Source organism: Natronomonas gomsonensis (assembly GCF_013391635.1).
Lineage (GTDB): Archaea > Halobacteriota > Halobacteria > Halobacteriales > Haloarculaceae > Natronomonas > Natronomonas gomsonensis_A.
Genome location: NZ_JACAWU010000001.1, coordinates 1,069,590 through 1,091,440, shown reverse-complemented (window position 1 = coordinate 1,091,440; position 21,851 = coordinate 1,069,590). Strand labels below are relative to the sequence as shown.

The following is a 21,851-nucleotide window of genomic DNA, read 5'->3' as shown; positions in this document are numbered from 1 at the left end:
GAGTCGGATCACTCCTCTTCGGAGAACTCGAAGCCGCCGTCCTCGTCGTCGGGTTCCGCGTTGGCGTCGGCGTCGGGGTCCGTCCCCGCGTCGCTGCCGCCGTCGGCGGTCGGAATCGGCCCGGTTCCGATGACATCGCGGACGGCCGTCTCGAAGGACTGTCGGGTGTCGAAGTACACCTCGTCGCTCTCCTCGAGTATCTCACCCAACTCGCGGGGGCCGTCGGGCGTCCGGATGGTCGTCTCCCCCTCGCGTCGGTCGACTTCGCTCTTCTCGATGGCGTAGTGGAGCCGGGAGGCGACCCGCGCGAGTGGTGCGCCTTCGACGCTGGCACCCTCGCCGAGTTCGACCGCCGGTTCGGCTTCCTCGGCCTCCTCGTCGCCGTTGTCGCTCATACCCCGGTCTTCGCGGGTTCCCGTCGTAATCCTTACGAAGCGCTCCCGGAAGGGCTTCATTTCCTCGGCACCGGATACATCGTATGTACCGCTGGGGACACGTCGGTGCGGCTCTGTTGGCCTACGCGCCTCTCGGAGCCGTACTGACGGCACGCGGCGACCCCGCACTCGCCGCCGTCGGCTTCGCCGTTGCAATTGCAGTCGCAACGCTGCCCGACGCCGACGAACTGCTCCCCATCGACCACCGCGGGCCGACCCACACGGTCTGGTTCCTTCTTACGTGTTCGGCAGTCGGCGTCGGCGTCGGCGTCGCTGTCGGTAGCGGCTTCGATCGGGCGCTAGCGTTCGGGGGCGCCCTCGGAAGCGCGGTCGCGGTTTCGCTCGTCTCGCACCTGCTGGCCGACAGCATCACGCCGATGGGCGTCCGGCCGTTCGCTCCGCTGTCGGGGTGGCACCACAGTTTCGACCTCACGCCGGCGGCGAACCCCCGAGCGAACGCGACACTTCTCGGTGTGGGCACCGCAATCGCGCTTCTCTCGCAAGCCATCATCATCTTGTGAGCGCGCTGCTACCAAGAACGCTATCGACCACAACGGCTTAGTATTACCAGAAAATACTACTCAGTTGTATGAGCGAGTTCGGCAAGTTCTCCGACGTGGGAGAGGCGGAAGTGACACGAGCAATCGGACAGGAGTGGACCGAGGAGTTCATGGACTTCTCGGATTCGGACGTCATCATCGTCGGGGGCGGCCCCTCCGGACTGATGGCGGCGAAGGAACTCTCCGAGCGCGGCGTCCAGACGATGGTCGTCGAGAAGAACAACTACCTCGGCGGCGGCTTCTGGCTGGGCGGCTTCCTGATGAACAAAGTCACCGTCCGGGACCCCGCACAGAACGTCCTCGAGGACCTCGACGTGGATTTCAAGCGCTCCCAGGACAGCGAGGGACTGTACGTCGCCAACGGCCCCGAGGCGTGTTCGGGACTCATCAAGGCCGCCTGCGATGCGGGCGCGAAGATGCAGAACATGACGGAATTCACCGACATCGTCATCCGCGAGGACCACCGCGTCGGCGGCATTGTAATGAACTGGACACCGGTCCACGCGTTGCCGCGGGAAATCACCTGCGTCGACCCCATCGCCGTCGAGGCGAATTTGGTCATCGACGCGACGGGTCACGACGCCGTCGCGGTCTCGAAACTGCAGGAACGCGGCGTCCTCAACGCCCCTGGCATCGAACACGCCGAGGAACACAACACCGGCATGGACAACACGGGCGACGACAGCTACGGCGCTCCCGGCCACGACTCACCCGGACACGACTCGATGTGGGTCGGCGAGAGCGAGGACGCCGTCGTCGAACACACCGGTCTCGCCCACGACGGCCTCGTCGTCACTGGGATGGCGACGGCGACGACGTACGGTCTCCCACGGATGGGCCCGACCTTCGGCGCCATGCTGCTCTCCGGGAAGCGCGCCGCACAGGTCGCCCTCGACGAACTCGAAGTCGACGCCCCCGAGGTCGAGTTGACGAGTCGGTCGCCGGAACCCGCCGACGACTGAGGAATGGTCGACCGGGTCACACTGTATCGCGCCCCGACGACAGAAGCCGATGCCGACGCCATCGCGGCGTGGCTCGACGAGCGAATCGACGCCGAGGTGACCGTCGACGACCGCCTGCTCGGCGACGTGGCCGGGGAGGAACTGGCCCGCGAGTTCGCGGCTGCGCGAGTGCTGTCGCCGTACGACCGCGAGACGGGCACCGACATGCTCGGCATCGTCCGGTACGAACAGCGCGCCCTCGAACACCCAGAGCGCGCCGGCGGCGTCATCTACGACGGGCTGGCGATACAGGACGCCCTCCGGAAGCGACTGCCCGACGAGAGCGGTCTCGACCATCTCCACGTCCCTCTCCTCGACCGCGTCCTCGGGACGTGGGGCGACCACGACGGCCGCTGGCACAAGCGCGTGGCCGTCCTCGGACAGCCGGCCGTGCTCTCGGTGCCAGGGCTGTACGAGGCGCCCGCGAAACCCGAGGCCTACTACGAGGCCAAACAGAAACACGCCCTCGTTTCCGGAGACACACCGCCGCGGGAGGTGCTCGAAAACGAGGTCGACGGCGAGTTCCTCGTCGCCGACGATTCGCGAACGACCGACGTGCTGAAAGGGTACGTGCTGGCGGCGTCTCACTACCTCGAAACCGGCGAGGCGTTCTGTGCCGACCCCGACTGCCGCCTGTACGACGCCCACCGCCAGCCTGCCCTCCTGAACGCCCAACTGCGCGACCCACCCTTCTGCGCTGTCCACGCCGACCGATACGGGTGAGGCGTTCGTCGTTCGAACCAAAACCCGCTTTGGCACCGGGTCACTAAACCGACCAATGACCCAGCGCTACGCGCCGACGCGCCGGCACTTCCTGAAGGCCGCCGTCGCCGTCGGGGGCACCGCGGGCCTCTCGGCGTGTCTAGATTTCGCCGGCGAGGAGCCGGTTCCGGCCGGCGTCGAGGACCCCTCGACGCTCCCGCGCCGCCAACACGCTTGGAACGACGTTCTGGAGACCGACGAACACGGCAACCACGCCCTCCCCAAACACCACATCTTCCTGTACGTGAACCTCGATGCCGAGGGCGAACCGACCGATTCGGACCGCCAGCAGGTCGAAGACGCCCTCGCGGTCCTCGACCGCGCCTACGAGCGCTCGCCCGCGGGGCTGATTTTCTCCGTCGGCTACTCGCCGTCGTACTTCGAGCGCTACGGGGCCGCCCCCGAGGGCGTCGACCTCCCCCAACCGCGGGCGCTGTCGGACTTCGAAGAACCGGAGTTCGACACCCAGGACGTACACATCCATCTCGCCTCCGACCGCGCCGACGTAGTGATGGAGGCCGACGAGGCGCTGTTCGGCGACCAAGAGACCGCAAACGGCGTCGACGCAGTTCCGTTCCCGGGAACCGTCCGCTCCCGGCGGACGGGCTTTATCGCCCCCGGCATGCCCGCCGAGAAACAGGACGAAGTCGACGGGATTCCCGAGGGGACGCAGGTGCCGGAGGCGTCGAAACTGTTCATGGGGTTCAACGCCGGCTTCGCCGGCAATCAGGCCTCCGAGGCGTTCATCACCATCGACGACGGCCCCTTCGAGGGCGGCACGACGAAACACGTCTCGCGACTCCACCAGCGACTCGACCGCTGGTACGGCGACAACGACCACGACAGCATGGTGAAGAAACTGTTCGGGACCCACCAGGTCGGCGACGTCGAGGGCGTCGGCAACAACGTCGGCGACCACAGCGGCGTCGTCGCCGAGGACCTCGAAGCACTCGTCGAACAGGCGCGGGAACACGGCGCCGTCGGCCACGCCCAGAAGATGGCCCGCGCCAACCGCGACGAGGAGGGCAACGTCCTGACGCTCCGTCGGCACGTCGAGTCGACCGACGACGGCGTCGCCAGCCTCCACTTCCCCAGCCTTCAACAGGGCATCTCGACGTTCGAGGCGGTTCGTGAGGCGATGAACGGTGCGGACATCACCGAGGAGACGCCGGCGATTCGCCAGCGCGTCAACAACGGCATCCTCCGGTACATCTTCGTCAAGCGTCGGGGAAACTTCCTCGTCCCGCCGCGGGAGTTGCGAGCGCTCCCGACGCCCGACGGCGAGGCGCCGTAGCCACTACAGCGCCGTCTCCCGACCCATCGCGCGCCGTATTCTGACGCCGACGGCGGCACCGCCAGCGCCGACCGCCGCGTGAATCGGCACCACCAGTAGGGCGACCAACACCGTCTGCACCCCGAGGAACAGAACCGAGAGGTCACCACCGAGAATCGTCTGGACCGCTCCGACAGCGACGAACCCGAGAAAGGCCACGACCCCGCCGTAGGCGCCGGCTCGGGCACCCGACCCGACGTGGCCGGACTCGCGGGAGAGCAGGCCGGCGACGATTCCGCCCGGCAGCGCCGCGAACAGCACCGCCGCGACGAGGTCCCGCCCGAGGAGGAAACTGCCGAGAACCACCACCACCACCGCGAGAGCGGTCGTGAACCCACCCACGAGGACCCGTCGTTCCATACGGTCTCGTCGGCCGATTGGGGGAAAACGGTGCCGACTCGACGCGCTATCGGACTCGTCCCGACAGCAGTCCGACGAACCCAGCAGCGAACGTCTCGTAGCGGCGGTCGTCGGTGCGTGCGGCAAGCGCCGTCCGGGAGGCCTCGACGCGACGCGTCAGCGGCCCGTCGAACCCGCCGAACGGCGCACGGAGTACGTCCCCCGGTGTCGACCCCGGTGCACCGGCCGCGACGAACGCCCTGAACAACGGGTTCAGGGGTCGGCCGAGGAAGGTCTCGGTCGCCGTCGCGTCCATCAACGCGACCCGGCCGCCCGACCCGACGAGGTCACACCAGTCGTCGACGACGGCGGCCGCGTCTTCGAAGAGGCCACAGACGAAGGTGCCGAGAACCGCGTCAGCCTCGGCGAGTGGCGGGCAGGTCGCATCGGCTTGGACAATCGAGACGTTGTCCAACGCAACAACGCGTTCGCGGGCGCGGTCCAACAGCGGCCCGGTGATGTCGACACCCACAACAGACCCTTCTGAACCGACCCGCTCTGCGAGGTACGGGAGATTCGCGCCGGTTCCACAGCCCATTTCGACGACCGTATCGCCGCTATCAGCGGCTGCTTCGGCCGCTGCTCGGCGCCAGCGAGCGACGCCGGGGGCGGTCGCGATTCGGTCGTACAGCGCCGCCCAGCGGCCGTAGAACTCGGCGACACCCATCAGACGAGGTCCCGAACCGTCACGACGACGACGCCGGCGTCGGCACCGAGGAGGTAGACGACAGGTTCGATACCGAAGCCGCCGGCCTGATACAGCACGTCGGGTTGGGGGTTGGATTCCAGCGCCTCGGCGACGGCCGACTCGACATCGGCTTCGGCGTCGAATTCGACGGTTTCGTACCCCGCCGCATCGAGTTTCTCGACGATATCGTCGTCGTAGCGGACGTTCAGCGCCGCACGAGCGTCGCTGCCGGCCGCTCTGGCCGCGAGCAGGACCGACGCCACGTGTTCGGAGACGCCGAACTCCGGGTCACCGGGAACCGTCGCTTGTCCCTTGATGTCGAGGATGCGGCCGGGGATGGCGGCCACGTCGTCGATTCCGTCGGCCTCTGGGAGCGCCTCGACGAGGTTCGACCCGACCGCCGGGATGAGCGCGGCGAACCCGCTCGTGTTCTCCAGCGTTCGGACGCCCCGCCGGACCGACGAGAGCACTCGCTCGGTCGTCCGCAGATCGCCTTCGGGGTCGTGGATGTCGAGGGGTCCCTCGTGTTCCGAGAGCGGTGGGAACGCCGCCTCGTGGAGGTTCGCCAGCAAGTCGCCGCGTTCGAGCTTTCGAATCAGGATCTCGGCCTCGACGAGCGCCTGTACGCGGCTCATGTCGCCGGTTTCGAGGCCGTCGGCCAGCCGTTCGATGGTCTCGCGGACCCGTTCGTCGTCGGCGACGGCGTCGTTGATATCCACGTCGCCGTGGGCGTACTTCGAGACGGCACTTTGGCTGATACCGAGCAGTTCCGCGACCTCGCTTTGGGTGAGGCCGCGCTCGCGGAGTTCCCCCGCCAGCATCGAGCGGAACGTCGGGAGGAACTCCTCGACGACGACCTCCTCGATGAACTTCATCGCTTCTGGTCGCCTCCGAACTCCTCGTCGGATTGAATTCGGGAGGCCTGCGGTCCTTTCTGTCCCTGATACTTCGACCCGCGCTCGGCGCCGTAGGGGCGTTCGGCTGGATTTTTGAGTTCGGTGAACGTCAACTGCGAGATGCGCATCTCCGGTGTGAGCGCGACGGGTGCCGTGCCGAGATTCGACAACTCCAGCGTGATTTGGCCCTCGTAACCGGGGTCGCAAAGACCTGCCGTGGCGTGAACCACGACAGCCAGTCGGCCGAGCGACGACCGCCCCTCGACGTGGGCGATGAGGTCCGGCGGAATCTCGACGCGCTCCTTGGTCGTTCCCAACACGAAATCGCCGGGGTGGAGGATGAAGTCATCGCCCTCCTCGACGTAGGTTTCGTCGACGTACTCGTCGACTTCCTGTTCGCTGTTGGGGTGGATACACGGGATGTTCGTCCGCTGGAATTCGAGGAACTCTCGGCCGAGGCGGAGGTCGATGCTGGCGGGCTGAATCTGCAGTTCGGGGTCGTCGAGGGGTTCGACGACCAACTCGCCGTCGGTGAGGCGGCGACGGATGTCGCCGTCGGAAAGTATCATATCCGTCGAAGCGGGCGACAGGGCTTAAAATCCGCCGGTCGGCCGTCTCGCTGTCGGCACGCACAAATACGGCCGGACCGACGGATTCCGTATGAAACAGGCCATCGTCGCCCGCACCGACCTCGGGATGGGCAAGGGGAAACTCGCCGCACAGGTCGCCCACGCCTCGCTGAAAGCCTACGAGTCCGCGGGACCGGACGCCCAACGGGAGTGGAAATCCGGCGGCCAAAAGAAGGTCGTCCTGAAGGGCTCCGGTGAATCGGAGCTACAGGAACTCGCCGAAGCGGCCCGCCGGGAGGGCCTGCCCTACGCGCTGATTCGTGACGCCGGCCACACGCAACTGGAACCGGGGACGCTGACGGCGCTCGCGGTCGGCCCCGGGTCGGAGAACATCGTCGACAAGGTGACCGGCGACCTCTCGTTGTACTAGAACCCTCGGGTGTACTGCCGCGGAATCGGCGCGTCGTAACCCAGTTTCTCGGCGGCGTGAACCGCGAAGTAGGGGTCTTTGAGGTGTTCGCGGCCGACGACGGCGAGGTCCGCGCGGTCGTTTCGGATGAGGGCGTCGGCACCCTCCGGCGTCGTGATTTTCCCGACGGCACCGACCGGAACGCCGCCCTCGGCGACGCGTTCGGCGTACGGCACTTGATAGTGGGCGCCGGTGTCGGGGACCTGTTGGTCGGGGTGGATGCCGCCCGCGCTCACGTCGATGAGGTCGACGCCGAGTCGTTCGAGGTCCCGCGCCAGTCGTGCGGAATCGCCGACGCTCCACGAATCGCGGTCCGGCAGCCAGTCGGTCGCCGAGATGCGGACGAAGACGGGCATCCCCTCGGGGACCGTGTTCCGGACGGCGGTGACGACTTCTCTGAGCAGGCGGGTCCGACTCTCGAAGTCGCCGCCGTAAGCGTCGTCGCGGGTGTTGGTCACCGGCGAGAGGAACTCGTGGAGCAGGTAGCCGTGGGCGGCGTGGACCTCGACGATGTCGAAGCCGGCTTCGACCGACCGGGCGGCGGCGTCGGCGAAGGCGTCGACGATGCGGGCGATGCCGTCGGTGTCGAGGCGTTCGGTCGGAAGCGGTTCGTCGTCGGCGTAGGGCCAGGGGGCGGCGGTCGGGCCGACCGGCGTCCACCCGCGGTCGCCGTGGACGGGACCGTGACCGTCGCTCGGCCGGTTCGTCGAGGCCTTCCGGCCGGCGTGGGCCAGTTGGATGGCGGAGGCGGCGCCCTGTGATTCGATGAACTCCGTCACCGGTTTCAGCGCCTCGGCGTGGTCGTCGCTCCAGATGCCGAGGTCCTTCGGCGAGATGCGACCTCGTGGCGTGACGGCCGTCGCCTCGCTCATCACGATGCCCGCGCCGCCGGAGGCGCGACTGCCGAGGTGGACGAGATGCCAGTCGGTCGCCAGTCCGTCCTCCTCCTCACAGGAGTACTGACACATCGGCGACACCATCACCCGGTTTCGAGCCGTCACGTCGCGGCTCTCGAAGGGAGTAAACAGGTTCATAGACGGCGTTCGTGGCCGCGCGAAAAGACGTTTTGCGTAGCGGTACGGAACCGGAACTCGCAGGCGCCGATACGTGTCAGTCAGAAAAGACGCGCTGAAAGACGCCCCGCTCTTTCAGCGCCATGTAGAGGTACGCACACGGGAAGGCGAGAAAGACCACCGACAGCAGGACGACGAACAGCACCGGGCCGGCCAGGAGGTCGCTCATTGTCGGGTGACGGGAGCGGCGAGTATTCAGTCCGTCGCTCCGCCGCCGAACGCCGAGAGGTCCGCCTGGATGCCCGCGGCCATCGTCGACTTCCGTCGAAGGTCGGTCAGCGAGACGGGGAGTTGGGGAACGAGGTGGCGGACGGCGCTGTGGAACGTCTCGGCGACGGCCGGTTCGGAATCGAAGGCGTTTCGAACCGACTCGCGAATCTGCCAGACGCCGACCGGCGCCCAGTACTCGTTGGTTGCGTGGCGGACGACGAACACCTTCGCCTGTCGGTCGCGTTCGGCCAACTCCTCGAGGACGCCCAGTCGGGACGCGTAGTACGCTCCCGAGGTTTCGTCGACGTAGTCGGTGCGGCCCTCGTAGCCCTCGCGGTCGGCGGCCATGTACAGTTGGCCCTCGGGGTCGGGGTTCCAGATGGAGCCGGGCGCCTTCAGTTCGAGCAACTCGAACTCCCACTCGCCGGGGGTGGCGATTACCCAGTAGTCGTTGCCGACGTAGCTGTTGTGCCAGACGAGCGTCTGGTCGATGCTCGAGGCGTTGCGGATGGTGCCGCGGAGGTACTTCCCGACGGTGTCGTCGACGGCCGTAATCGACCACCTCGTCGGGACGAGACGCCGATTGTCGCCTTGCCCGAGCGCGCCGACCGACAGCACGTTGTTGATGTCGTACACGTCGAAGCCGCGCCGGTAGAGGTAGGTCATCGCGCCCTCCGCCCGCCAGTCGTCGTCGGAGAGGGTCTTCTCGACGGCGCGAGGGACGTGGGGGTTCTCCGTCAGCGTCGCCGAATCCGCCGACGCACGTGGGCCGCGCGGGGCCGCGATATCTTCCAGCGAGCCGTCGAGGTCGAATCCCGGTGACTCGTCGAGGCCCAGTTCCACGTCGACGGGGCGGTCGGCGATGGCGACCTCTCGTTGGGTGCCGACGAAGCCGTCCCACACGTCGCTCACGTCGACGTTCGAGCGCCGCGTGGAGTTGAGCAGTCCCGTCCGCTTCTGGAAGACGTCCTCGATTGAGTAGCCCTGTCGGTACCACTCGCCGGTGGTGACGTAGGACTCGGCGTCGCTCTCGTCGCCGACGGGTGCGAGCAATCCCGCCGAGACGCTGGGATACGACGAGCGGCCGACGAAGACGGAGGGCGCGGTCGACCCAACCATCGTATCGCCCGACAGCGTCTCGTCGAAGCGCGTCCGGGCGTCGTCGAGGTGGTCGGTGATGGCGTAGGACTTCTCCTCGGCGAGCTTTCGTAACTCGACGGACTCCTCGCGGTCGAGTCCGTCAACGTACTCGTCGAGGCGCATACTCGGCGTTGGGTTGGCGAGGGTAAAGACCGTTCGGGGCTCAGCCGTGGATGTCCATCGCCTCGATTTGCTCCTGATACCGATTGCGGATGGTGACTTCGGTCACCTGTGCCACGTCTGCGACTTCGCGTTGCGTCTTCTTTTCGTTACACAGCAGCGAGGCGGCGTAGATGGCGGCCGCCGCATAGCCCGTCGGAGATTTTCCGGAGAGCAGGCCCTTCTCAGCGGTCGTCTCGATGATGTCGTGGGCTTTGTTCTGGACCTCCTCGCTCAACTCCAACTCCGAACAGAACCGAGGGACGTACTTCGTGGGGTCGACCGGTTCCATCTCGAGGCCCAGTTCCTGTGAGATATAGCGGTAGGTGCGGCCGATTTCCTTTCGCTCGACCCGGGATACCTCGCTGATTTCCTCGAGCGAACGCGGGATTCCCTCCTTGCGACAGGCGGCGTACAGCGTGGCCGTCGAGACGCCTTCGATGGAGCGACCCCGGATGAGGTCGTCGTCGAGAGCCCGGCGGTAGATGACGGAGGCGACTTCCCGGACGGACCGCGGCACGCCGAGTGCCGACGCCATGCGGTCGATTTCGGAGAGCGCGAACTGGAGGTTTCGCTCGCCGGCGTCCTTCGTCCGAATGCGTTCCTGCCACTTCCGGAGCCGATGCATCTGGGAGCGCTTCTTCGAGGAAATCGAGCGGCCGTAGGCGTCTTTGTCCTTCCAGTCGATGGTGGTCGTCAGCCCCTTGTCGTGCATCGTCTGGGTCGTCGGTGCGCCGACCCGGGATTTCGACTGCCGCTCGGAGTGGTTGAATGCCCGCCATTCCGGGCCGGGGTCGATGTGGTCTTCCTCCACGACGAGCCCACAGTCGTCACAGACCATCTCACTCCTGTCGGCGTCCTTGACGATGTTCTCCGAGGAACACTCCGGACACACCGTCCCCGTTTCGGTGTCGGTCGTCTCCCCCTCACGTTCGCTGCCGCGTTCCCGTTGACGGGTGGGCCGTGTCATCGCGTTTTTATAGTCAAACGAGCGTCCTACTTAAACTCTCGCCAAAACCTTGGAATATCGAACACGAATCCGAGCCCACCCCGACGCAGTCGGTCGGTTCCGTTCTCGGCGGCGTCCGAATATCGGAAGGGATAAATTCCGAGTCGGGTTGGGTCCAACGGATGCCGGTCATCGACTGCGACCCCGCAACTGCCCGCGAGCGTCTCGAATCCGCAGGCGTCCAGGTCGAGGCGGGGAACACCGACCACGAACTGTGGCGGGCCAGCCACGGCGGCGCGACCGCCGTCGCCTACGACGAAAAGGTCGTCATTCAGGGCAACGAATCCGCCCGATTGGTCGGACTCATCGAGGGCGGTGGGGGACGCGCACACGTGTACTTCGACGGCGCCAGTCGCGGCAATCCGGGGCCCGCCGCCGCCGGTTGGGTCATCGTCACCAGCGACGGCATCGCCACCGAGGGCAGCGAGCGGATGGGTCGGATGACCAACAATCAGGCCGAGTACGGGGCGCTGATTCGAGCCCTGGAGGTCGCCGACGACTTCGGGTTCGACGAGGTCGTCGTCCGGGGCGACTCCCAACTCATCGTCAAACAGGTCCGCGGGGAGTGGGACACCAACGACCCGACGCTTCGGGAAAAGCGGGTCCGGGTCCGGGAGTTGTTGGAGCGCTTCGAGGAGTGGTCCATCGACCACGTTCCGCGAGAGATAAACAGTCGCGCCGACGAACTAGCAAACGAGGCACTCGATGGCTGACAGCGACGCGGACACGGACACCGAGGAACCGACGACGGAACTACCCGAAGGCGTCGTCGACCGCGCCGAGCGACTGACGCGACTGATGCGGGATGCGGTCGACCCCGCCGAACGCGAGGCCTACCGGAACGACCGACGGGAGGTGCTCGCCGAGTACGGCTACACCGCTCGCGTTCGCGAGGACGACGACGGCGAGACGCTCGTCTGTCACCCCGCGGAGTGGACCGAAGACGGCGTGGTACAGGTTGACCGCATCGACGACACCGACCGCGCCGTCGAAATCACGCTCTCGGGAACCGACGACGGCGGCGACTACGAGGCCGTCGACGCTCACAACCGAGCGGTCGCCGAGGCGGTCCGGGACGAACACGGCGAGGTCCACGGCGAAACCGCCGCGGCGTTCGCCGATTTCATGAGCAACCACTACGCCAAGCGAATCGAGGCCGCAACCGAGGACGAACGCGAGGAGTTCCGGACGGAGTACTTCCCGCGGAACGCGTGGCCGAGCGACGAACAGCGGGAGCGTCTCGAGCAGTCGCTCGACGTGATTTTCGACGTGGCCCACTCGCGGTGAAAAGTCGACGTTTTTTTACTCGAACTGTGCGACGAGGTCGCGGACGCGACCGGCGCGGTCGCCGTCGGTGACGACCTTCGAGAACGTCCACGCGAGCTGGTCGAAGACGGCGTCGAGACCCTCGTCGGTGAGGGCGTACTCGTTGGTTCGCTTGTCGAGTTCGCTCTTCTCGACGAGTCCCATCTCGACGAGGTCGTCGAGGTTGGGATACAGTCGACCGTGGTTCACTTCGCTGCCGTAGTAGGTCTCCAGTTCCCGCTTGATTGCGAGCCCGTAGCGGGGCTCCTCGGCGAGGATGGTGAGGATGTTCTGCTGGAACGCGGTCAGGTCGGGTGCCACGCCTGGGTCGGTCGCGGCTGTTTGGGCCTCTGACATGTATAGGGGTACATTGTCAACCCACTTAACAGTTATCAAACATCTTTGAGAGCCGTGTATATCTTGCTTTTTAAATATAATCGGCCGATTTCGAGTCAACGAGACTGATAGTCTTCGACCCGCCGGCCACTACAGCGGGGCTCCTCGAACTCGTGTCGAAAGCTCTTTGCGGGGCAGGTGAGGAGCCACGGGTATGGCAAACCTGTGGGAAGACCTCGAAACGGGACCGAACGCGCCCGAGGAGATATACGCCGTCGTGGAGTGTCTGAAGGGCGAGCGCAACAAATACGAGTACGACAAGGACATCCCCGGCGTCGTGTTGGACCGCGTCCTGCACTCGAACGTCCACTATCCGTCGGACTACGGGTTCATCCCGCAGTCGTACTACGACGACGAGGACCCCTTCGACGTGCTCGTGTTGGTCGAAGACCAGACGTTCCCGGGCTGTGTCATCGAGGCTCGCCCCGTCGCTCTGATGAAGATGGACGACGACGGCGAGCAGGACGACAAGGTCATCGCCGTCCCCAGCGAGGACCCCCGATACGACCACATCGAGGACCTCGAGGACATCCCCCAACAGCAACTCGACGAGATTGACGAGTTCTTCGCGACGTACAAGAACTTAGAGGAGGGCAAGGAAGTCGAGACGCAGGGCTGGGAGGACAAGCAAGCGGCCTACGACGCCATCGAGCACGCCCAGGACCTCTACGAAGAGCACTTCGAATAGAGCGTCAGTCCGGCGTTTTTCGCGTATCGCGTCCGTCAGCCGTCGGCTCGCGATATGGAGTCGACGCCGGTGAACTCGAATCGCGCACCGCCGTCCGACGCTTCGACTGCTCGGACGTCCCACCCGTGTTCGTTGGCGATTTGCTTGACGATGGAGAGTCCGTACCCCGACCCGTCTTCACGTGTCGTGTACCCGTACTCGAACACCGTCTCCCGGTCGGTCGCCGGAATTCCGTGGCCGTCGTCTTCGACGTAGAACCCATCCGGTAGCGAACCGACCCGAACGGTCACGTCCGGACCACCGTGAGTCACGGCGTTTCGAAACAGATTGCCAAGGAGTTCCCGAACCCGGCTCTCGTTTGCCTCGATTCGGCCGATGTCCTCAATCCGCAGGTCGGCATCCTCGGCGGCCGTGAGGCTCCACTCCGCCCGGACCGCATCGTCGAGTCGGAACGGTTCGGCCTCGTCGACGAAGCCACCCTCCCGCGAGTACGCCAGGATGTCGTCGATGAGGTCGTCGATGCGGTCCAGCGCCGCCAGAGCCTGTTCGAGTTCGGGCGCGTCGGATTTCTCGTGGGCCAATTCCGTGTATCCGCGGGCGACCGACAGTGGACTTCTGATGTCGTGAGAGAGCACGTCGGCGAACTCGTCGAGCCGCTCGTTCTGCTCTCTGAGCGACTCCTCGCGGTTGCGCCGCTCGCTAATGTCCCGGACGATGCCCGTAAAGTACCGCTCCCCGTCGTGTTCGTGTTCACGGAGGCTAATCAGCGTCGGCACCTCGTGGCCGTCCTTGTGGAGCGCCGGCAGCTCGATGCCGTTCCAGTCGATGTTCTTCTCGCCGGTCTCGATGTAGGACTGCAGCGCGGCGGCGTGGGCCGGGCGAAGGCGCTCGGGGATAATCGACATCTTCGAACTCCCGACGAGTTCTGCCGGCGAATAGCCGAGAATCCGCTCGATAGCCGGGTTGGCGTAGACGATGCGGCTGTCGGTGTCGATGGTCAACATCCCTTCGGAGGCGTTCTCGACGAGCGTTCGGTAGAACGCCTCCGAGCCAATCGATTCGTCGCGGAGATTCACCTTCTGTGAGCTAGGTACTCGATGGGATAGAATCTGTCGTTTCCGTGTGGCTTTGTATAGCACGGGCGACACACAGCCAGCCCGCTCGAAACCCATCGGAGATTCGTTATGTGCATGTATATTTTCATAAAATGCCCTATGGTAATACAATTCAATCAACTCCCAGTACCACGGTTTACACCCTCGTTATTCCCACTATGCATACGTCGGATCGGGGCGATACGGTATGCTTATGGAATGATACTTGTGCGTTCGAGCGATAGCTTCGAGTATGAGCGCCGAACCCCGTGAACCGATGGGCATCCGTCACATGACGGTCGTACCGGAGAACTTCGAGCCGCCAGCCGAGGACGGCGACCGCGACGACGACGCGTAGCGGGGCGATTCTTGCCGCTTTCGGGGAGCGCCGCCGCTTTTGCCGGTCGAAACGAAAGTTCTTGTAGGCGCCTGCCCCACACGCCTCTATGGGACTGTTCGACCGGCTTCGCGGTGGCGAGGGTCCGCGAGTCGCTTTCTTCGGTATCGACGGCGTGCCGTACAGTCTAATCGCCGACAACGAGGAGACGTTTCCGAACCTCACGGCGATGGCGAGCGAGGGCGCCGGCGGCGCGATTGACTCCATCGTCCCACCGGAGTCCAGCGCCTGCTGGCCCGCGTTGACCACCGGCGTCAATCCGGGGGGAACGGGCGTCTACGGCTTCCAGGACCGCGAGGTCGGGAGTTACGACACCTACGTCCCCATGGGTCGGGACGTACAGGCCACCCGCCTGTGGTCACGCGTCACCGACGCCGGCCGGGAGGCAACGGTAATGAACGTCCCCGTGACGTTCCCGCCGGACCGCGACGTCCAGCGGATGGTCAGTGGCTTCCTCTCGCCCGGCGTCGAGAAGGCCGCCTACCCCGACGAACTCCGTGAGACGCTGGAAGGGCTGGAGTACAAAATCGACGTGAACGCCAAACTCGGCCACGACGAGGACAAATCCGAGTTCATCGAGGACGCCCACGAAACCCTCGACGCCCGCTTCGAGGCGTTCAGACACTACGTCCAGCAGGACGACTGGAACCTCTTCTTCGGCGTCTTCATGACGACCGACCGGGTGAACCACTTCCTGTTCAAACACTACACACAGGACGGTGAGTTCAAAGATGAGTTCCTCGAGTTCTACGAGAAAGTCGACCACTACCTCGGCGAACTGCGCGACATGCTCGGCGACGAGACGACGATGGTCGTCGCCTCCGACCACGGCTTCACCCAACTCGACCACGAGGTCAAGTGCAACGTCTGGCTGGAGGAGAACGGCTGGCTCTCCTACGAAGACGACGACCACGACAGCCTCGACGACATCGCCGACGACACGAAAGCCTACTCGCTCATCCCCGGTCGCTTCTACATCAACCTCGAGGGTCGAGAGCCCCGTGGATCCGTCCCCAAAGAGTATTACGAGGAAGTCCGCGGCGAACTGAAAGCCGAACTCGAAGCGCTCGAAGGCCCGAACGGCCGGAAGGTCGCGGACCGCGTCGTCACCAAGGAAAAGGCCTTCCGCGGCGACCACGCCGACATCGCGCCGGACCTCGTTGTCATCCCGAACCACGGCTTCGACCTCAAATCCGGCTTCCGCAGCGGCGATGAGGTGTTCGACATCGGCCCCCGCAACGGCATGCACAGTTTCGACAACGCGTGTCTGTTCGTCGACGACGACGACGCCACGATCAAGGACGCCGACCTCTACGACATCGCGCCGACGATTCTCGAACTGCTCGACATGGACGTCGACCGCGGCGAGTTCGACGGCGCGAGTCTGCTATAGCCTCGAAACCGCAGGCGGCCACATCGGTATTTTACCGACCACTGAAAAGCTAATCTGCATCAGGTTCGACGACGAGTACCGTTCTATCGGCCAGTTCGGTGACCTTCCGTCCGACTCCCGAAAAGTGTTCGTCGTGGTCACCGTGTGCACCGATGACGATGACATCCGCGTCCACCTCGTCGGCGTATTCGAGGATCACCTCGTGAGGAATCCCGTGACGCGTGGTCCGCTCGATGGGGACGGACCTGTCCTCCGCCATATCCGCTACCTCACCGACGAACTCCAAGGCGTGGTCGTCGGCGTACATGGTCGCCAGTTCCGCTGAACTGAGGGCAGGATCGTCGAAGCGTCGCTGGTCGACAACACAGATGCTGTGCAGCGTCGCCCCCCGTTCCGCCGCGAGTTCGATTGCGCGTTCGGCCGCCTGCCGAGCGTACTCGCTGCCGTCAGTAGCCAGTAGGACGGTTGCCATAGCGACTCTTGGATTCGGAACGGATTAACTACACATCGTGATTACCAGCGATTCGGAATTGGCGCCGACCCCGAGGCGTCGCGTTCGAATGGCTCAAATCGGGGGTCGCTCCCACTACTCCCCGTTCGAGGCGGGGTCGGCGCTGCGCTCGGTCACCGTAACGTCTCCGGAGAGCGACTGTGCGGACGGTGGAGCGAGCGTGATTCCTTCCTCGTCGAAGCGACGTTTCACGAGGCGCCGGAAGTCGGATCGAACCGTCAGAACGTCGCTGTTCATCGGGTCCTCGACCCAAAATTCGGCTTGTACGGTGATTTCGTTCTTGCCGAGGTCGAGGATGCGTGCGTTCGGCGCCGGGTCGTCGTGAATCGGTTCGTGGTCGCTGGCGATCTGTTGGAGTTCCATCAGGGCCCGCTCGGTGTCCTCGTAGTAGGCGACGTACACCTCCTCGGTGATTCGAAACCGGTCACGCCCGTAGGGGCGAGTAATCGAATTGTTCGTCAGCTCCGTGTTCGGGACGGAGATGGATTCGTTGTTCGGCGTTCGAACCCGAGTGACGCGAAAGTCGACCGCCTCGATAGTGCCCTTGCCGCCCGGCCACTCTATCCAGTCGCCGACGTTGAAGTCCGGGTCGGCAACCAGAAACATCCCGCTGATGAGCGACCCGAACACCTGCTGGCCGGCGATACCGAGAGCGAACGTGAGGGCTGCAATGATGACCGCCGACTCCGAGAGTACCCGCCCGTAGCCGGCCGCGATGATGCCCGTCAGCGTCGCGAATCCGATTATGATTACTCGAAGGTACGTCTCCGTCGCCGTCTCGATAGTGGGGTTGTTGCGATTGCGCGATTTGACGACCCGGGTTACGACCGGAACGAGAGCGACCCGGCCGAGAAGATAGACGACCACGAAACCGACGACGAACCAGAACAGTTCCGCCAAGACCTGATTGTAGGCCGAGAAGATTTCGGTCACCCATCTCGGAGGGGTGAGTTGGCTAATCATGCCGCATGGTTGCGGCGTGTGAACAAAAATCCCAACCGACGGCCGTTGACAAATCGGCGTCTCTCTAGTTGGGATGAGACCCCTCGTTAGCTCTGTTTTCGGACCCACTCTTCGAGGGTAAACTCGTCGTAGGGAGTGCGGTCGACGACGGTCCACTCGTCGGTATCCCACTCCGGAAAGTACGCGTCGCCGTCGTACTCGCCCGGAATCCGGCTGAGCATCATCCGATCGACGACCGGCTGGAACAGGTCGTAGATACCCGCCCCGCCGATGACGTAGGCTCGGTCGTCTCCGAGCGATTCGACGGTTTCGATTGCCTCGTCGACCCCAGATGCGGGGTGTGCCGACTCGATACCGTAGTCGGACGCCGACCGGCTCAACACGACCTGTGCCCTCCCCGGAAGGTCATCGCGCATCGAGTCGAACGTTCGCCGGCCGAGGATGACGGGCCAGTCGGCGATTCGGTTTCGGTACTGTCGTTTGTCGGCCGGGATGCTCGGCCACGGTAACTCGCCGTTCCGGCCGATGACGCCGTTGTCCGCGACCGCCGCGACTGAGATGAGTTCCATGCGTTCGCGTTCGTGTGGCTCCGCCGAAAACCCTCGTATCAGGGCTACTCGGTCGTGAGAGAAGCCCTCGATTGAGTGGTCCACAGAACCCATATACCGCCGGAGCACCTACGAGGAGCGAATGGAAGACTCCGCTTCGTCACAGACCCAGTCAGGTATCTATACTTCTCCACGAACTGAGGTCTCGCAAAATCAGGGCAAATTCAGGATTCACTTCAATTTCCCCGGCCGGGCCGTACCGGGGCACGACGACCACGGCTACGGGCCGCTCGCGACGGTCGTCGAGTCGTTCATGGACCCCGGGACACTCATCCGGATGCATCAGCACCGCAACGAAGAGATCATCTCCTGGGTGCCCGACGGCGTGATGCGCCACGACGACCGCAAGGGCAACGAACTCGTCACGGATCCCGAGCACCTGATGGTGATGAACGCCGGCAGCGGCTTCTGGCACGCCGAGGAGACGCTCGCCGACGACCCGCCGTTGCGGATGCTCCAGATATTCGTCCGGCCGCACAGCCTCGACCTCGACCCCGGTATCCAACACGAGCCGATTCCCGGTTCGACGCCCAACGAGTGGCGTCACCTGTTCGGCCCCGAAGAGAGTGATGCCCCGCTGTTCGTCCGCAACGACGTCCACTTCTACGACTGCCGGCTGGACGCCGGCGGTACGACCACGCTCCCGTCCCGGTCGGGGTGGGATACCTACTGTTACGTGTTCGAGGGTGCGGTCGACATCGGTGGGGAGTCCGTCGGATACACCGAAAGCGCACTCGTGACCGAGGAGAGCGAGGTGTCCGTCACCGCAACCGAGGAGTCCACTATCGTCGCGTTTACGATTAATCCCGACGCCCCCATCACGCGCCAGGGGACCATCGGGCGTTGAGACGACGACGATTCGCGGGGCGTATTCGCTCCACGGCAGTTCAGTCATCTCGCCAGCGTAGAATGTGACAGTTACTGTAGAGCGTACGGATAGCGTTAGCTCGTACGTGTAACCGTCCAAAGAATCGAGATTGTTGTCCGTCGCTTACAGCGACGGGTGTGTCTTGTTACTGCCGAACGACGTTCGCTGCGCGAGGCCCCTTGGGCGAGGACTCGATGTCGAACTCTACCTCTTGACCCTCTTCGAGGTCTTCGCCGCCGACATCCTCCATGTGGAAGAAAACGTCTTCGTCGTCGTCGAGGTCGCCGTCGTCAGTCGAGATGAAACCGTAGCCGCCTGTGTCGTTGAAGAAATCAACCTTACCGTTTGCCATTACAACCTAACGGAGGGGTGAGTGAGGGATAACCCTTCCGAGGGTCGAGGTACCACGACCCTTCACCGACGTTCGTCCGTGTCGTGAACTGCAGATTTACCCCCGTAGCCCTCACCCTCGATTGGGCCGCTGAACACGCCGTAGAGGAACTTGAAGTACCACAGCACCAGCAGCAACACCGGGAACCCGAGGATGGTCACGAGGTTCAACGCCAGCGGCGACACGACCGCTTCCCTAACCAGCAGCCCGGTCGGCGGATAGATCGTCGGATACAGCAGCACTGCGACCAAGATCGTCAACAGTGCGGGGAGTGCCAGCGCGCTCGCCAGCCAGGCACGGTACTGGCCGCGTCTGGCCAGCAGGCTCCCGCCCAGCCCCACGGCGACCGAGAGGGCGACGATTGCAGCCACGGGAAGCGAGAGCACCGCGTCGGCAGCGCCGCCCGCGTCGGTCAGGACAACAGTACCCAGCAGCACGACCACCCCGCCGAGGTACGCAACTGTCGCGGCGGTGCCGTACGCACGCAGTTCCGACGCCAGACCGGCTTCGGTTTTGGCCGCGAGGAACGCCGCACCCGTGACGACAGAGACGGCGACCAAGCCGACGCCAGTCAGCACCACTGGCAGCGTCGCCCCACCGAACAGCCAGCGGCCGGCGAGCATCCCGAACAGCAGCGGCGCGAACACGCTGCCGCCGACGAAGGCGTAGTCGGCGTAGCGCTTCCACCGTTCGTCGTCGCGCTGCTCGCGAAGTTCCGGGCCGAGTCCGCGGAACACCAACGCGAGGACGAACCCGATTGCGAGCAGGTAGTTGTCCGCGAGGAGGCGAGAGTACACCCGTGGGAACGCCGCCAGCAGCATCGTCCCGAAGGCGACGATCCACACCTCGTTGGCGTCCCAGATCGGGCCGAACGCCGCCAGGAACGTCTCCCGCTCGTGTTCGTCCGTCCGGGTCGCGTACAGCATTCCGATGCCGAAGTCGAAGCCGTCGAGGACGACGTACATCCCCAGTGCGAACAGCACAGCGCCGAACCATATCTCCGGCAGCGACTCGACGAGGTAGGCGTCGACGGGCAACAACGGGTCAGTCATCATCGCCCACCCCCGGTATCGGACCGTGCCAGCGGCCCTCACTCGACTCTCGGACACCGAGTGCCTGGAGTTCTTCCCGGACCAGCCACTTCAGGACGTACAGGGCTGTCAGCACCAGCCCGACGTAGACGACGACGAACCCGATCAGGGTCAGTGTCGCCTCCGTCCCGGTTAGTGTCGCTGAGACCGCCTCGCTGGTCCTGAGTTCGTCTTGGATGACCCACGGCTGGCGGCCGATTTCGGTGACGTACCAGCCGGTGAGCAACGCAGCGTAGCCGAATGGCGAGGCAGCGATCATCGCCTTCAGGTAGCGTGTGCTATCAGACAGCCGTCCGCGGTACGTGAGGTAACCGCCCCACAGCGCCAACCCGATGAACAGGAATCCGAGCCCGACCATGAAGCGGAACGACCAGAACACGAGTGCTACGGGGGGGTTCTCCTCGTATTCGTTCAGTCCGATAACCTCGGTGTCGAAGTCCCCGCCACTGGCGAGGAACGACCCGACCGCGGGGAGACTCACGGTGACGAGGTTCTCGGCGCGCGGGTCGGTGAGTGCCTCGGGGGACTTCGGAAACGCGAGCAGGTGGAGGTCGGCCTGTCCTGTCTCGTAGTGGGCCTCCATCGCGGCAAACTTCTGTGGTTGGGTGTCCTCGACGTGGCGGCCGTAGGCGTCGCCGTGGACCGCCTGGAACGGGGCGGAGATGATCAGGAGTACGACAGCCAGCTTGAGTGCGGTGTTCCAGGCTTCCGTGTCGGGCTTCTTCCAGACGATGTACGCCGAGACGCCCGCGACCAGCAGTGCGACCGAGATCACCGATGCGTTCATCATGTGGACGTACATCCAGGGCATTCGCGGGGTGAGGAACGCGGCGAACGGGTCGGTTAGCTTAGCGACCTCCATCCCGTTGCGAGTGACCATCTCGTAGCCCCGTGGGGTCTGCATCCAGGCGTTGACGATCAGGATCCAGAACCCAGACAGCCAGGCGCCGACGCCGACGAGCACCGACGAGAGGACGTACGTGCGGTCCGTCACGCGGTCGCGGCCGTACAGCAACACGCCGAGGAAGACGGCCTCCAGGAAGAACGCCATCTTCGCTTCGAAGGCCAACGGACCGCCGATCAGCTCACCGGCCACCTCGGAGAACTGTGGGAAGTTCGTGCCGAACTGGAAGCTCATCGGAATCCCGGTGACAGTACCCATCACGAAGCCGGCGGCGAACACCTTCACCCAGAACGAGCGCAATCTGGCATATTGCTGCTCGTTCGTCCGCACGTCTTTCCACGTGAAGTAGATGATAAATGGTGCGAGCCCGACCGAGAGGGACGCGAAGATGATGTGAACGGAGATTGTCCATCCGAACTGCATGCGGCTCGCGACCTCCGGAGCGAGCAACGCCGCCCAACCCGGCTCGACAGCACTCAGCAGTGTAATTGGGCCCATACACCCTGCGCTACGGAACCCTATCTAATGAGTAGCCACGCG

27 protein-coding genes are annotated in these 21,851 nt (G+C 64.7%); 10 read left to right on the top strand and 17 right to left on the bottom strand.

Annotation, left to right across the window (positions count from 1 at the left end; all coding sequences use genetic code 11):
- Positions 1-8: 8 nt before the first annotated feature.
- Positions 9-395, bottom strand: a complete 387-nt coding sequence (locus HWX69_RS05715) for a DUF5789 family protein (protein ID WP_246286415.1) — start codon at positions 393-395, stop codon at positions 9-11.
- Positions 396-478: 83 nt separating this feature from the next.
- On the opposite strand from HWX69_RS05715, the gene HWX69_RS05710 reads away from it, so the two are divergent.
- From HWX69_RS05710 to HWX69_RS05695, 4 genes are all read left to right on the top strand, one after another.
- The gene (locus tag HWX69_RS05710; protein ID WP_178916125.1) at positions 479-955 is read left to right on the top strand and encodes a metal-dependent hydrolase; all 477 of its coding nucleotides are present in this window, start codon (positions 479-481) and stop codon (positions 953-955) included.
- A gap of 68 nt (positions 956-1,023) precedes the next feature.
- On the top strand, positions 1,024-1,956 hold the full coding sequence (locus HWX69_RS05705; protein WP_178916124.1) for a sulfide-dependent adenosine diphosphate thiazole synthase: 933 nt from the start codon (positions 1,024-1,026) through the stop codon (positions 1,954-1,956).
- 3 nt (positions 1,957-1,959) lie between these two features.
- The gene (locus tag HWX69_RS05700) at positions 1,960-2,718 is read left to right on the top strand and encodes a DUF7001 family protein (protein ID WP_178916123.1); all 759 of its coding nucleotides are present in this window, start codon (positions 1,960-1,962) and stop codon (positions 2,716-2,718) included.
- A 55-nt stretch (positions 2,719-2,773) separates the two neighbouring features.
- Entirely contained in the window at positions 2,774-4,051 is a 1,278-nt protein-coding gene (locus HWX69_RS05695) for a DUF7405 family protein (RefSeq protein WP_178916122.1), read from the top strand.
- Between the two features lie 3 nt (positions 4,052-4,054).
- Here the strand turns inward: HWX69_RS05695 and HWX69_RS05690 are convergent, their stop codons facing one another.
- The 4 genes from HWX69_RS05690 to dcd are packed head-to-tail and all read right to left on the bottom strand — an operon-like array spanning position 4,055 to position 6,642.
- Positions 4,055-4,450 carry a hypothetical protein gene (locus HWX69_RS05690; RefSeq protein ID WP_178916121.1) on the bottom strand — a complete coding sequence of 132 codons (396 nt, stop codon included), beginning with the start codon at positions 4,448-4,450 and terminating at the stop codon, positions 4,055-4,057.
- Between the two features lie 46 nt (positions 4,451-4,496).
- A complete protein-coding gene (locus tag HWX69_RS05685; protein ID WP_394353434.1) occupies positions 4,497-5,159 on the bottom strand; it encodes a class I SAM-dependent methyltransferase in 663 nt (220 codons plus the stop codon).
- A complete protein-coding gene (locus HWX69_RS05680; protein WP_178916119.1) occupies positions 5,156-6,052 on the bottom strand; it encodes a thiamine-phosphate synthase family protein in 897 nt (298 codons plus the stop codon). The genes HWX69_RS05685 and HWX69_RS05680 overlap by 4 nt, the downstream gene beginning before the upstream one ends.
- Positions 6,049-6,642 (bottom strand): dCTP deaminase, encoded by a 594-nt coding sequence (gene dcd, locus HWX69_RS05675; protein WP_156708609.1) that lies wholly within the window; start codon positions 6,640-6,642, stop codon positions 6,049-6,051. Before dcd ends, HWX69_RS05680 begins: the two co-directional genes overlap by 4 nt.
- 91 nt (positions 6,643-6,733) lie before the next feature.
- Here dcd and pth2 point away from each other — a divergent pair, with 91 nt between their 5' ends.
- A complete protein-coding gene (gene pth2 / locus HWX69_RS05670) occupies positions 6,734-7,072 on the top strand; it encodes a peptidyl-tRNA hydrolase Pth2 (RefSeq protein WP_178916118.1) in 339 nt (112 codons plus the stop codon).
- Here the strand turns inward: pth2 and HWX69_RS05665 are convergent.
- The 4 genes from HWX69_RS05665 to HWX69_RS05655 all read right to left on the bottom strand — a co-directional run bounded on the left by HWX69_RS05665 (position 7,069) and on the right by HWX69_RS05655 (position 10,663).
- A complete protein-coding gene (locus tag HWX69_RS05665; RefSeq protein ID WP_178916117.1) occupies positions 7,069-8,145 on the bottom strand; it encodes an NADH:flavin oxidoreductase/NADH oxidase in 1,077 nt (358 codons plus the stop codon). The genes pth2 and HWX69_RS05665 overlap by 4 nt on opposite strands.
- A 76-nt stretch (positions 8,146-8,221) precedes the next feature.
- Positions 8,222-8,353, bottom strand: coding sequence for a hypothetical protein (locus HWX69_RS18255; RefSeq protein ID WP_281361545.1), 132 nt, complete (start codon positions 8,351-8,353; stop codon positions 8,222-8,224).
- Positions 8,354-8,379: 26 nt separating this feature from the next.
- A complete protein-coding gene (gene nreA, locus HWX69_RS05660) occupies positions 8,380-9,657 on the bottom strand; it encodes a DNA repair protein NreA (RefSeq protein ID WP_178916116.1) in 1,278 nt (425 codons plus the stop codon).
- 40 nt (positions 9,658-9,697) lie between these two features.
- Complete coding sequence (locus tag HWX69_RS05655; RefSeq protein WP_178916115.1) at positions 9,698-10,663, bottom strand: transcription initiation factor IIB; 966 nt, start codon at positions 10,661-10,663, stop codon at positions 9,698-9,700.
- 161 nt (positions 10,664-10,824) lie between these two features.
- Here HWX69_RS05655 and rnhA point away from each other — a divergent pair, with 161 nt between their 5' ends.
- Both rnhA and HWX69_RS05645 read left to right on the top strand, forming a co-directional pair.
- Positions 10,825-11,415, top strand: coding sequence for a ribonuclease HI (rnhA, locus tag HWX69_RS05650; RefSeq protein WP_178916114.1), 591 nt, complete (start codon positions 10,825-10,827; stop codon positions 11,413-11,415).
- Positions 11,408-11,989, top strand: a complete 582-nt coding sequence (locus tag HWX69_RS05645) for a DUF7108 family protein (RefSeq protein WP_178916113.1) — start codon at positions 11,408-11,410, stop codon at positions 11,987-11,989. The genes rnhA and HWX69_RS05645 overlap by 8 nt, the downstream gene beginning before the upstream one ends.
- 15 nt (positions 11,990-12,004) lie before the next feature.
- Here the strand turns inward: HWX69_RS05645 and HWX69_RS05640 are convergent, their stop codons facing one another.
- A complete protein-coding gene (locus HWX69_RS05640; RefSeq protein ID WP_178916112.1) occupies positions 12,005-12,364 on the bottom strand; it encodes a PadR family transcriptional regulator in 360 nt (119 codons plus the stop codon).
- A 193-nt stretch (positions 12,365-12,557) separates the two neighbouring features.
- On the opposite strand from HWX69_RS05640, the gene HWX69_RS05635 reads away from it, so the two are divergent.
- A complete protein-coding gene (locus tag HWX69_RS05635) occupies positions 12,558-13,091 on the top strand; it encodes an inorganic diphosphatase (RefSeq protein WP_178916111.1) in 534 nt (177 codons plus the stop codon).
- Between the two features lie 35 nt (positions 13,092-13,126).
- Here the strand turns inward: HWX69_RS05635 and HWX69_RS05630 are convergent, their stop codons facing one another.
- Positions 13,127-14,167 carry a PAS domain S-box protein gene (locus HWX69_RS05630; protein WP_218644672.1) on the bottom strand — a complete coding sequence of 347 codons (1,041 nt, stop codon included), beginning with the start codon at positions 14,165-14,167 and terminating at the stop codon, positions 13,127-13,129.
- 464 nt (positions 14,168-14,631) lie between these two features.
- Between HWX69_RS05630 and HWX69_RS05625 the strand changes: the two genes are divergently transcribed.
- Positions 14,632-15,975, top strand: coding sequence for an alkaline phosphatase family protein (locus tag HWX69_RS05625; protein WP_178916109.1), 1,344 nt, complete (start codon positions 14,632-14,634; stop codon positions 15,973-15,975).
- Between the two features lie 49 nt (positions 15,976-16,024).
- Here HWX69_RS05625 and HWX69_RS05620 read toward each other — a convergent pair whose 3' ends face one another.
- The 3 genes from HWX69_RS05620 to HWX69_RS05610 form a co-directional block, all read right to left on the bottom strand.
- On the bottom strand, positions 16,025-16,447 hold the full coding sequence (locus tag HWX69_RS05620) for a universal stress protein (protein WP_178916108.1): 423 nt from the start codon (positions 16,445-16,447) through the stop codon (positions 16,025-16,027).
- A 114-nt stretch (positions 16,448-16,561) separates the two neighbouring features.
- Positions 16,562-17,449, bottom strand: coding sequence for a mechanosensitive ion channel family protein (locus HWX69_RS05615; protein ID WP_178916107.1), 888 nt, complete (start codon positions 17,447-17,449; stop codon positions 16,562-16,564).
- Positions 17,450-17,535: 86 nt separating this feature from the next.
- The gene (locus tag HWX69_RS05610; protein ID WP_178916106.1) at positions 17,536-18,018 is read right to left on the bottom strand and encodes a dihydrofolate reductase; all 483 of its coding nucleotides are present in this window, start codon (positions 18,016-18,018) and stop codon (positions 17,536-17,538) included.
- A 121-nt stretch (positions 18,019-18,139) separates the two neighbouring features.
- Here HWX69_RS05610 and HWX69_RS05605 point away from each other — a divergent pair, with 121 nt between their 5' ends.
- Positions 18,140-18,904, top strand: coding sequence for a pirin family protein (locus HWX69_RS05605; RefSeq protein WP_178916105.1), 765 nt, complete (start codon positions 18,140-18,142; stop codon positions 18,902-18,904).
- A 166-nt stretch (positions 18,905-19,070) separates the two neighbouring features.
- Here HWX69_RS05605 and HWX69_RS05600 read toward each other — a convergent pair whose 3' ends face one another.
- The 3 genes from HWX69_RS05600 to HWX69_RS05590 form a co-directional block, all read right to left on the bottom strand.
- Positions 19,071-19,277, bottom strand: a complete 207-nt coding sequence (locus tag HWX69_RS05600; RefSeq protein WP_178916104.1) for a cold-shock protein — start codon at positions 19,275-19,277, stop codon at positions 19,071-19,073.
- 62 nt (positions 19,278-19,339) lie between these two features.
- Positions 19,340-20,368 carry a cytochrome d ubiquinol oxidase subunit II gene (locus HWX69_RS05595; protein ID WP_178916103.1) on the bottom strand — a complete coding sequence of 343 codons (1,029 nt, stop codon included), beginning with the start codon at positions 20,366-20,368 and terminating at the stop codon, positions 19,340-19,342.
- On the bottom strand, positions 20,361-21,809 hold the full coding sequence (locus HWX69_RS05590; RefSeq protein ID WP_178916102.1) for a cytochrome ubiquinol oxidase subunit I: 1,449 nt from the start codon (positions 21,807-21,809) through the stop codon (positions 20,361-20,363). Before HWX69_RS05590 ends, HWX69_RS05595 begins: the two co-directional genes overlap by 8 nt.
- Positions 21,810-21,851: the final 42 nt, after the last annotated feature.

Bases quoted from the DNA above. Each gene is read 5' to 3' on its own strand.
- HWX69_RS05715 (WP_246286415.1), bottom strand. From the start codon at position 395: ATGAGCGACAACGGCGACGAGGAGGCCGAGGAAGCCGAACCGGCGGTC.
- HWX69_RS05710 (WP_178916125.1), top strand. From the start codon at position 479: ATGTACCGCTGGGGACACGTCGGTGCGGCTCTGTTGGCCTACGCGCCT.
- HWX69_RS05705 (WP_178916124.1), top strand. From the start codon at position 1,024: ATGAGCGAGTTCGGCAAGTTCTCCGACGTGGGAGAGGCGGAAGTGACA.
- HWX69_RS05700 (WP_178916123.1), top strand. From the start codon at position 1,960: ATGGTCGACCGGGTCACACTGTATCGCGCCCCGACGACAGAAGCCGAT.
- HWX69_RS05695 (WP_178916122.1), top strand. From the start codon at position 2,774: ATGACCCAGCGCTACGCGCCGACGCGCCGGCACTTCCTGAAGGCCGCC.
- HWX69_RS05690 (WP_178916121.1), bottom strand. From the start codon at position 4,450: ATGGAACGACGGGTCCTCGTGGGTGGGTTCACGACCGCTCTCGCGGTG.
- HWX69_RS05680 (WP_178916119.1), bottom strand. From the start codon at position 6,052: ATGAAGTTCATCGAGGAGGTCGTCGTCGAGGAGTTCCTCCCGACGTTC.
- dcd (WP_156708609.1), bottom strand. From the start codon at position 6,642: ATGATACTTTCCGACGGCGACATCCGTCGCCGCCTCACCGACGGCGAG.
- pth2 (WP_178916118.1), top strand. From the start codon at position 6,734: ATGAAACAGGCCATCGTCGCCCGCACCGACCTCGGGATGGGCAAGGGG.
- HWX69_RS05665 (WP_178916117.1), bottom strand. From the start codon at position 8,145: ATGAACCTGTTTACTCCCTTCGAGAGCCGCGACGTGACGGCTCGAAAC.
- HWX69_RS18255 (WP_281361545.1), bottom strand. From the start codon at position 8,353: ATGAGCGACCTCCTGGCCGGCCCGGTGCTGTTCGTCGTCCTGCTGTCG.
- nreA (WP_178916116.1), bottom strand. From the start codon at position 9,657: ATGCGCCTCGACGAGTACGTTGACGGACTCGACCGCGAGGAGTCCGTC.
- HWX69_RS05655 (WP_178916115.1), bottom strand. From the start codon at position 10,663: ATGACACGGCCCACCCGTCAACGGGAACGCGGCAGCGAACGTGAGGGG.
- rnhA (WP_178916114.1), top strand. From the start codon at position 10,825: ATGCCGGTCATCGACTGCGACCCCGCAACTGCCCGCGAGCGTCTCGAA.
- HWX69_RS05645 (WP_178916113.1), top strand. From the start codon at position 11,408: ATGGCTGACAGCGACGCGGACACGGACACCGAGGAACCGACGACGGAA.
- HWX69_RS05640 (WP_178916112.1), bottom strand. From the start codon at position 12,364: ATGTCAGAGGCCCAAACAGCCGCGACCGACCCAGGCGTGGCACCCGAC.
- HWX69_RS05635 (WP_178916111.1), top strand. From the start codon at position 12,558: ATGGCAAACCTGTGGGAAGACCTCGAAACGGGACCGAACGCGCCCGAG.
- HWX69_RS05625 (WP_178916109.1), top strand. From the start codon at position 14,632: ATGGGACTGTTCGACCGGCTTCGCGGTGGCGAGGGTCCGCGAGTCGCT.
- HWX69_RS05620 (WP_178916108.1), bottom strand. From the start codon at position 16,447: ATGGCAACCGTCCTACTGGCTACTGACGGCAGCGAGTACGCTCGGCAG.
- HWX69_RS05615 (WP_178916107.1), bottom strand. From the start codon at position 17,449: ATGATTAGCCAACTCACCCCTCCGAGATGGGTGACCGAAATCTTCTCG.
- HWX69_RS05610 (WP_178916106.1), bottom strand. From the start codon at position 18,018: ATGGAACTCATCTCAGTCGCGGCGGTCGCGGACAACGGCGTCATCGGC.
- HWX69_RS05605 (WP_178916105.1), top strand. From the start codon at position 18,140: ATGGAAGACTCCGCTTCGTCACAGACCCAGTCAGGTATCTATACTTCT.
- HWX69_RS05600 (WP_178916104.1), bottom strand. From the start codon at position 19,277: ATGGCAAACGGTAAGGTTGATTTCTTCAACGACACAGGCGGCTACGGT.
- HWX69_RS05595 (WP_178916103.1), bottom strand. From the start codon at position 20,368: ATGACTGACCCGTTGTTGCCCGTCGACGCCTACCTCGTCGAGTCGCTG.
- HWX69_RS05590 (WP_178916102.1), bottom strand. From the start codon at position 21,809: ATGGGCCCAATTACACTGCTGAGTGCTGTCGAGCCGGGTTGGGCGGCG.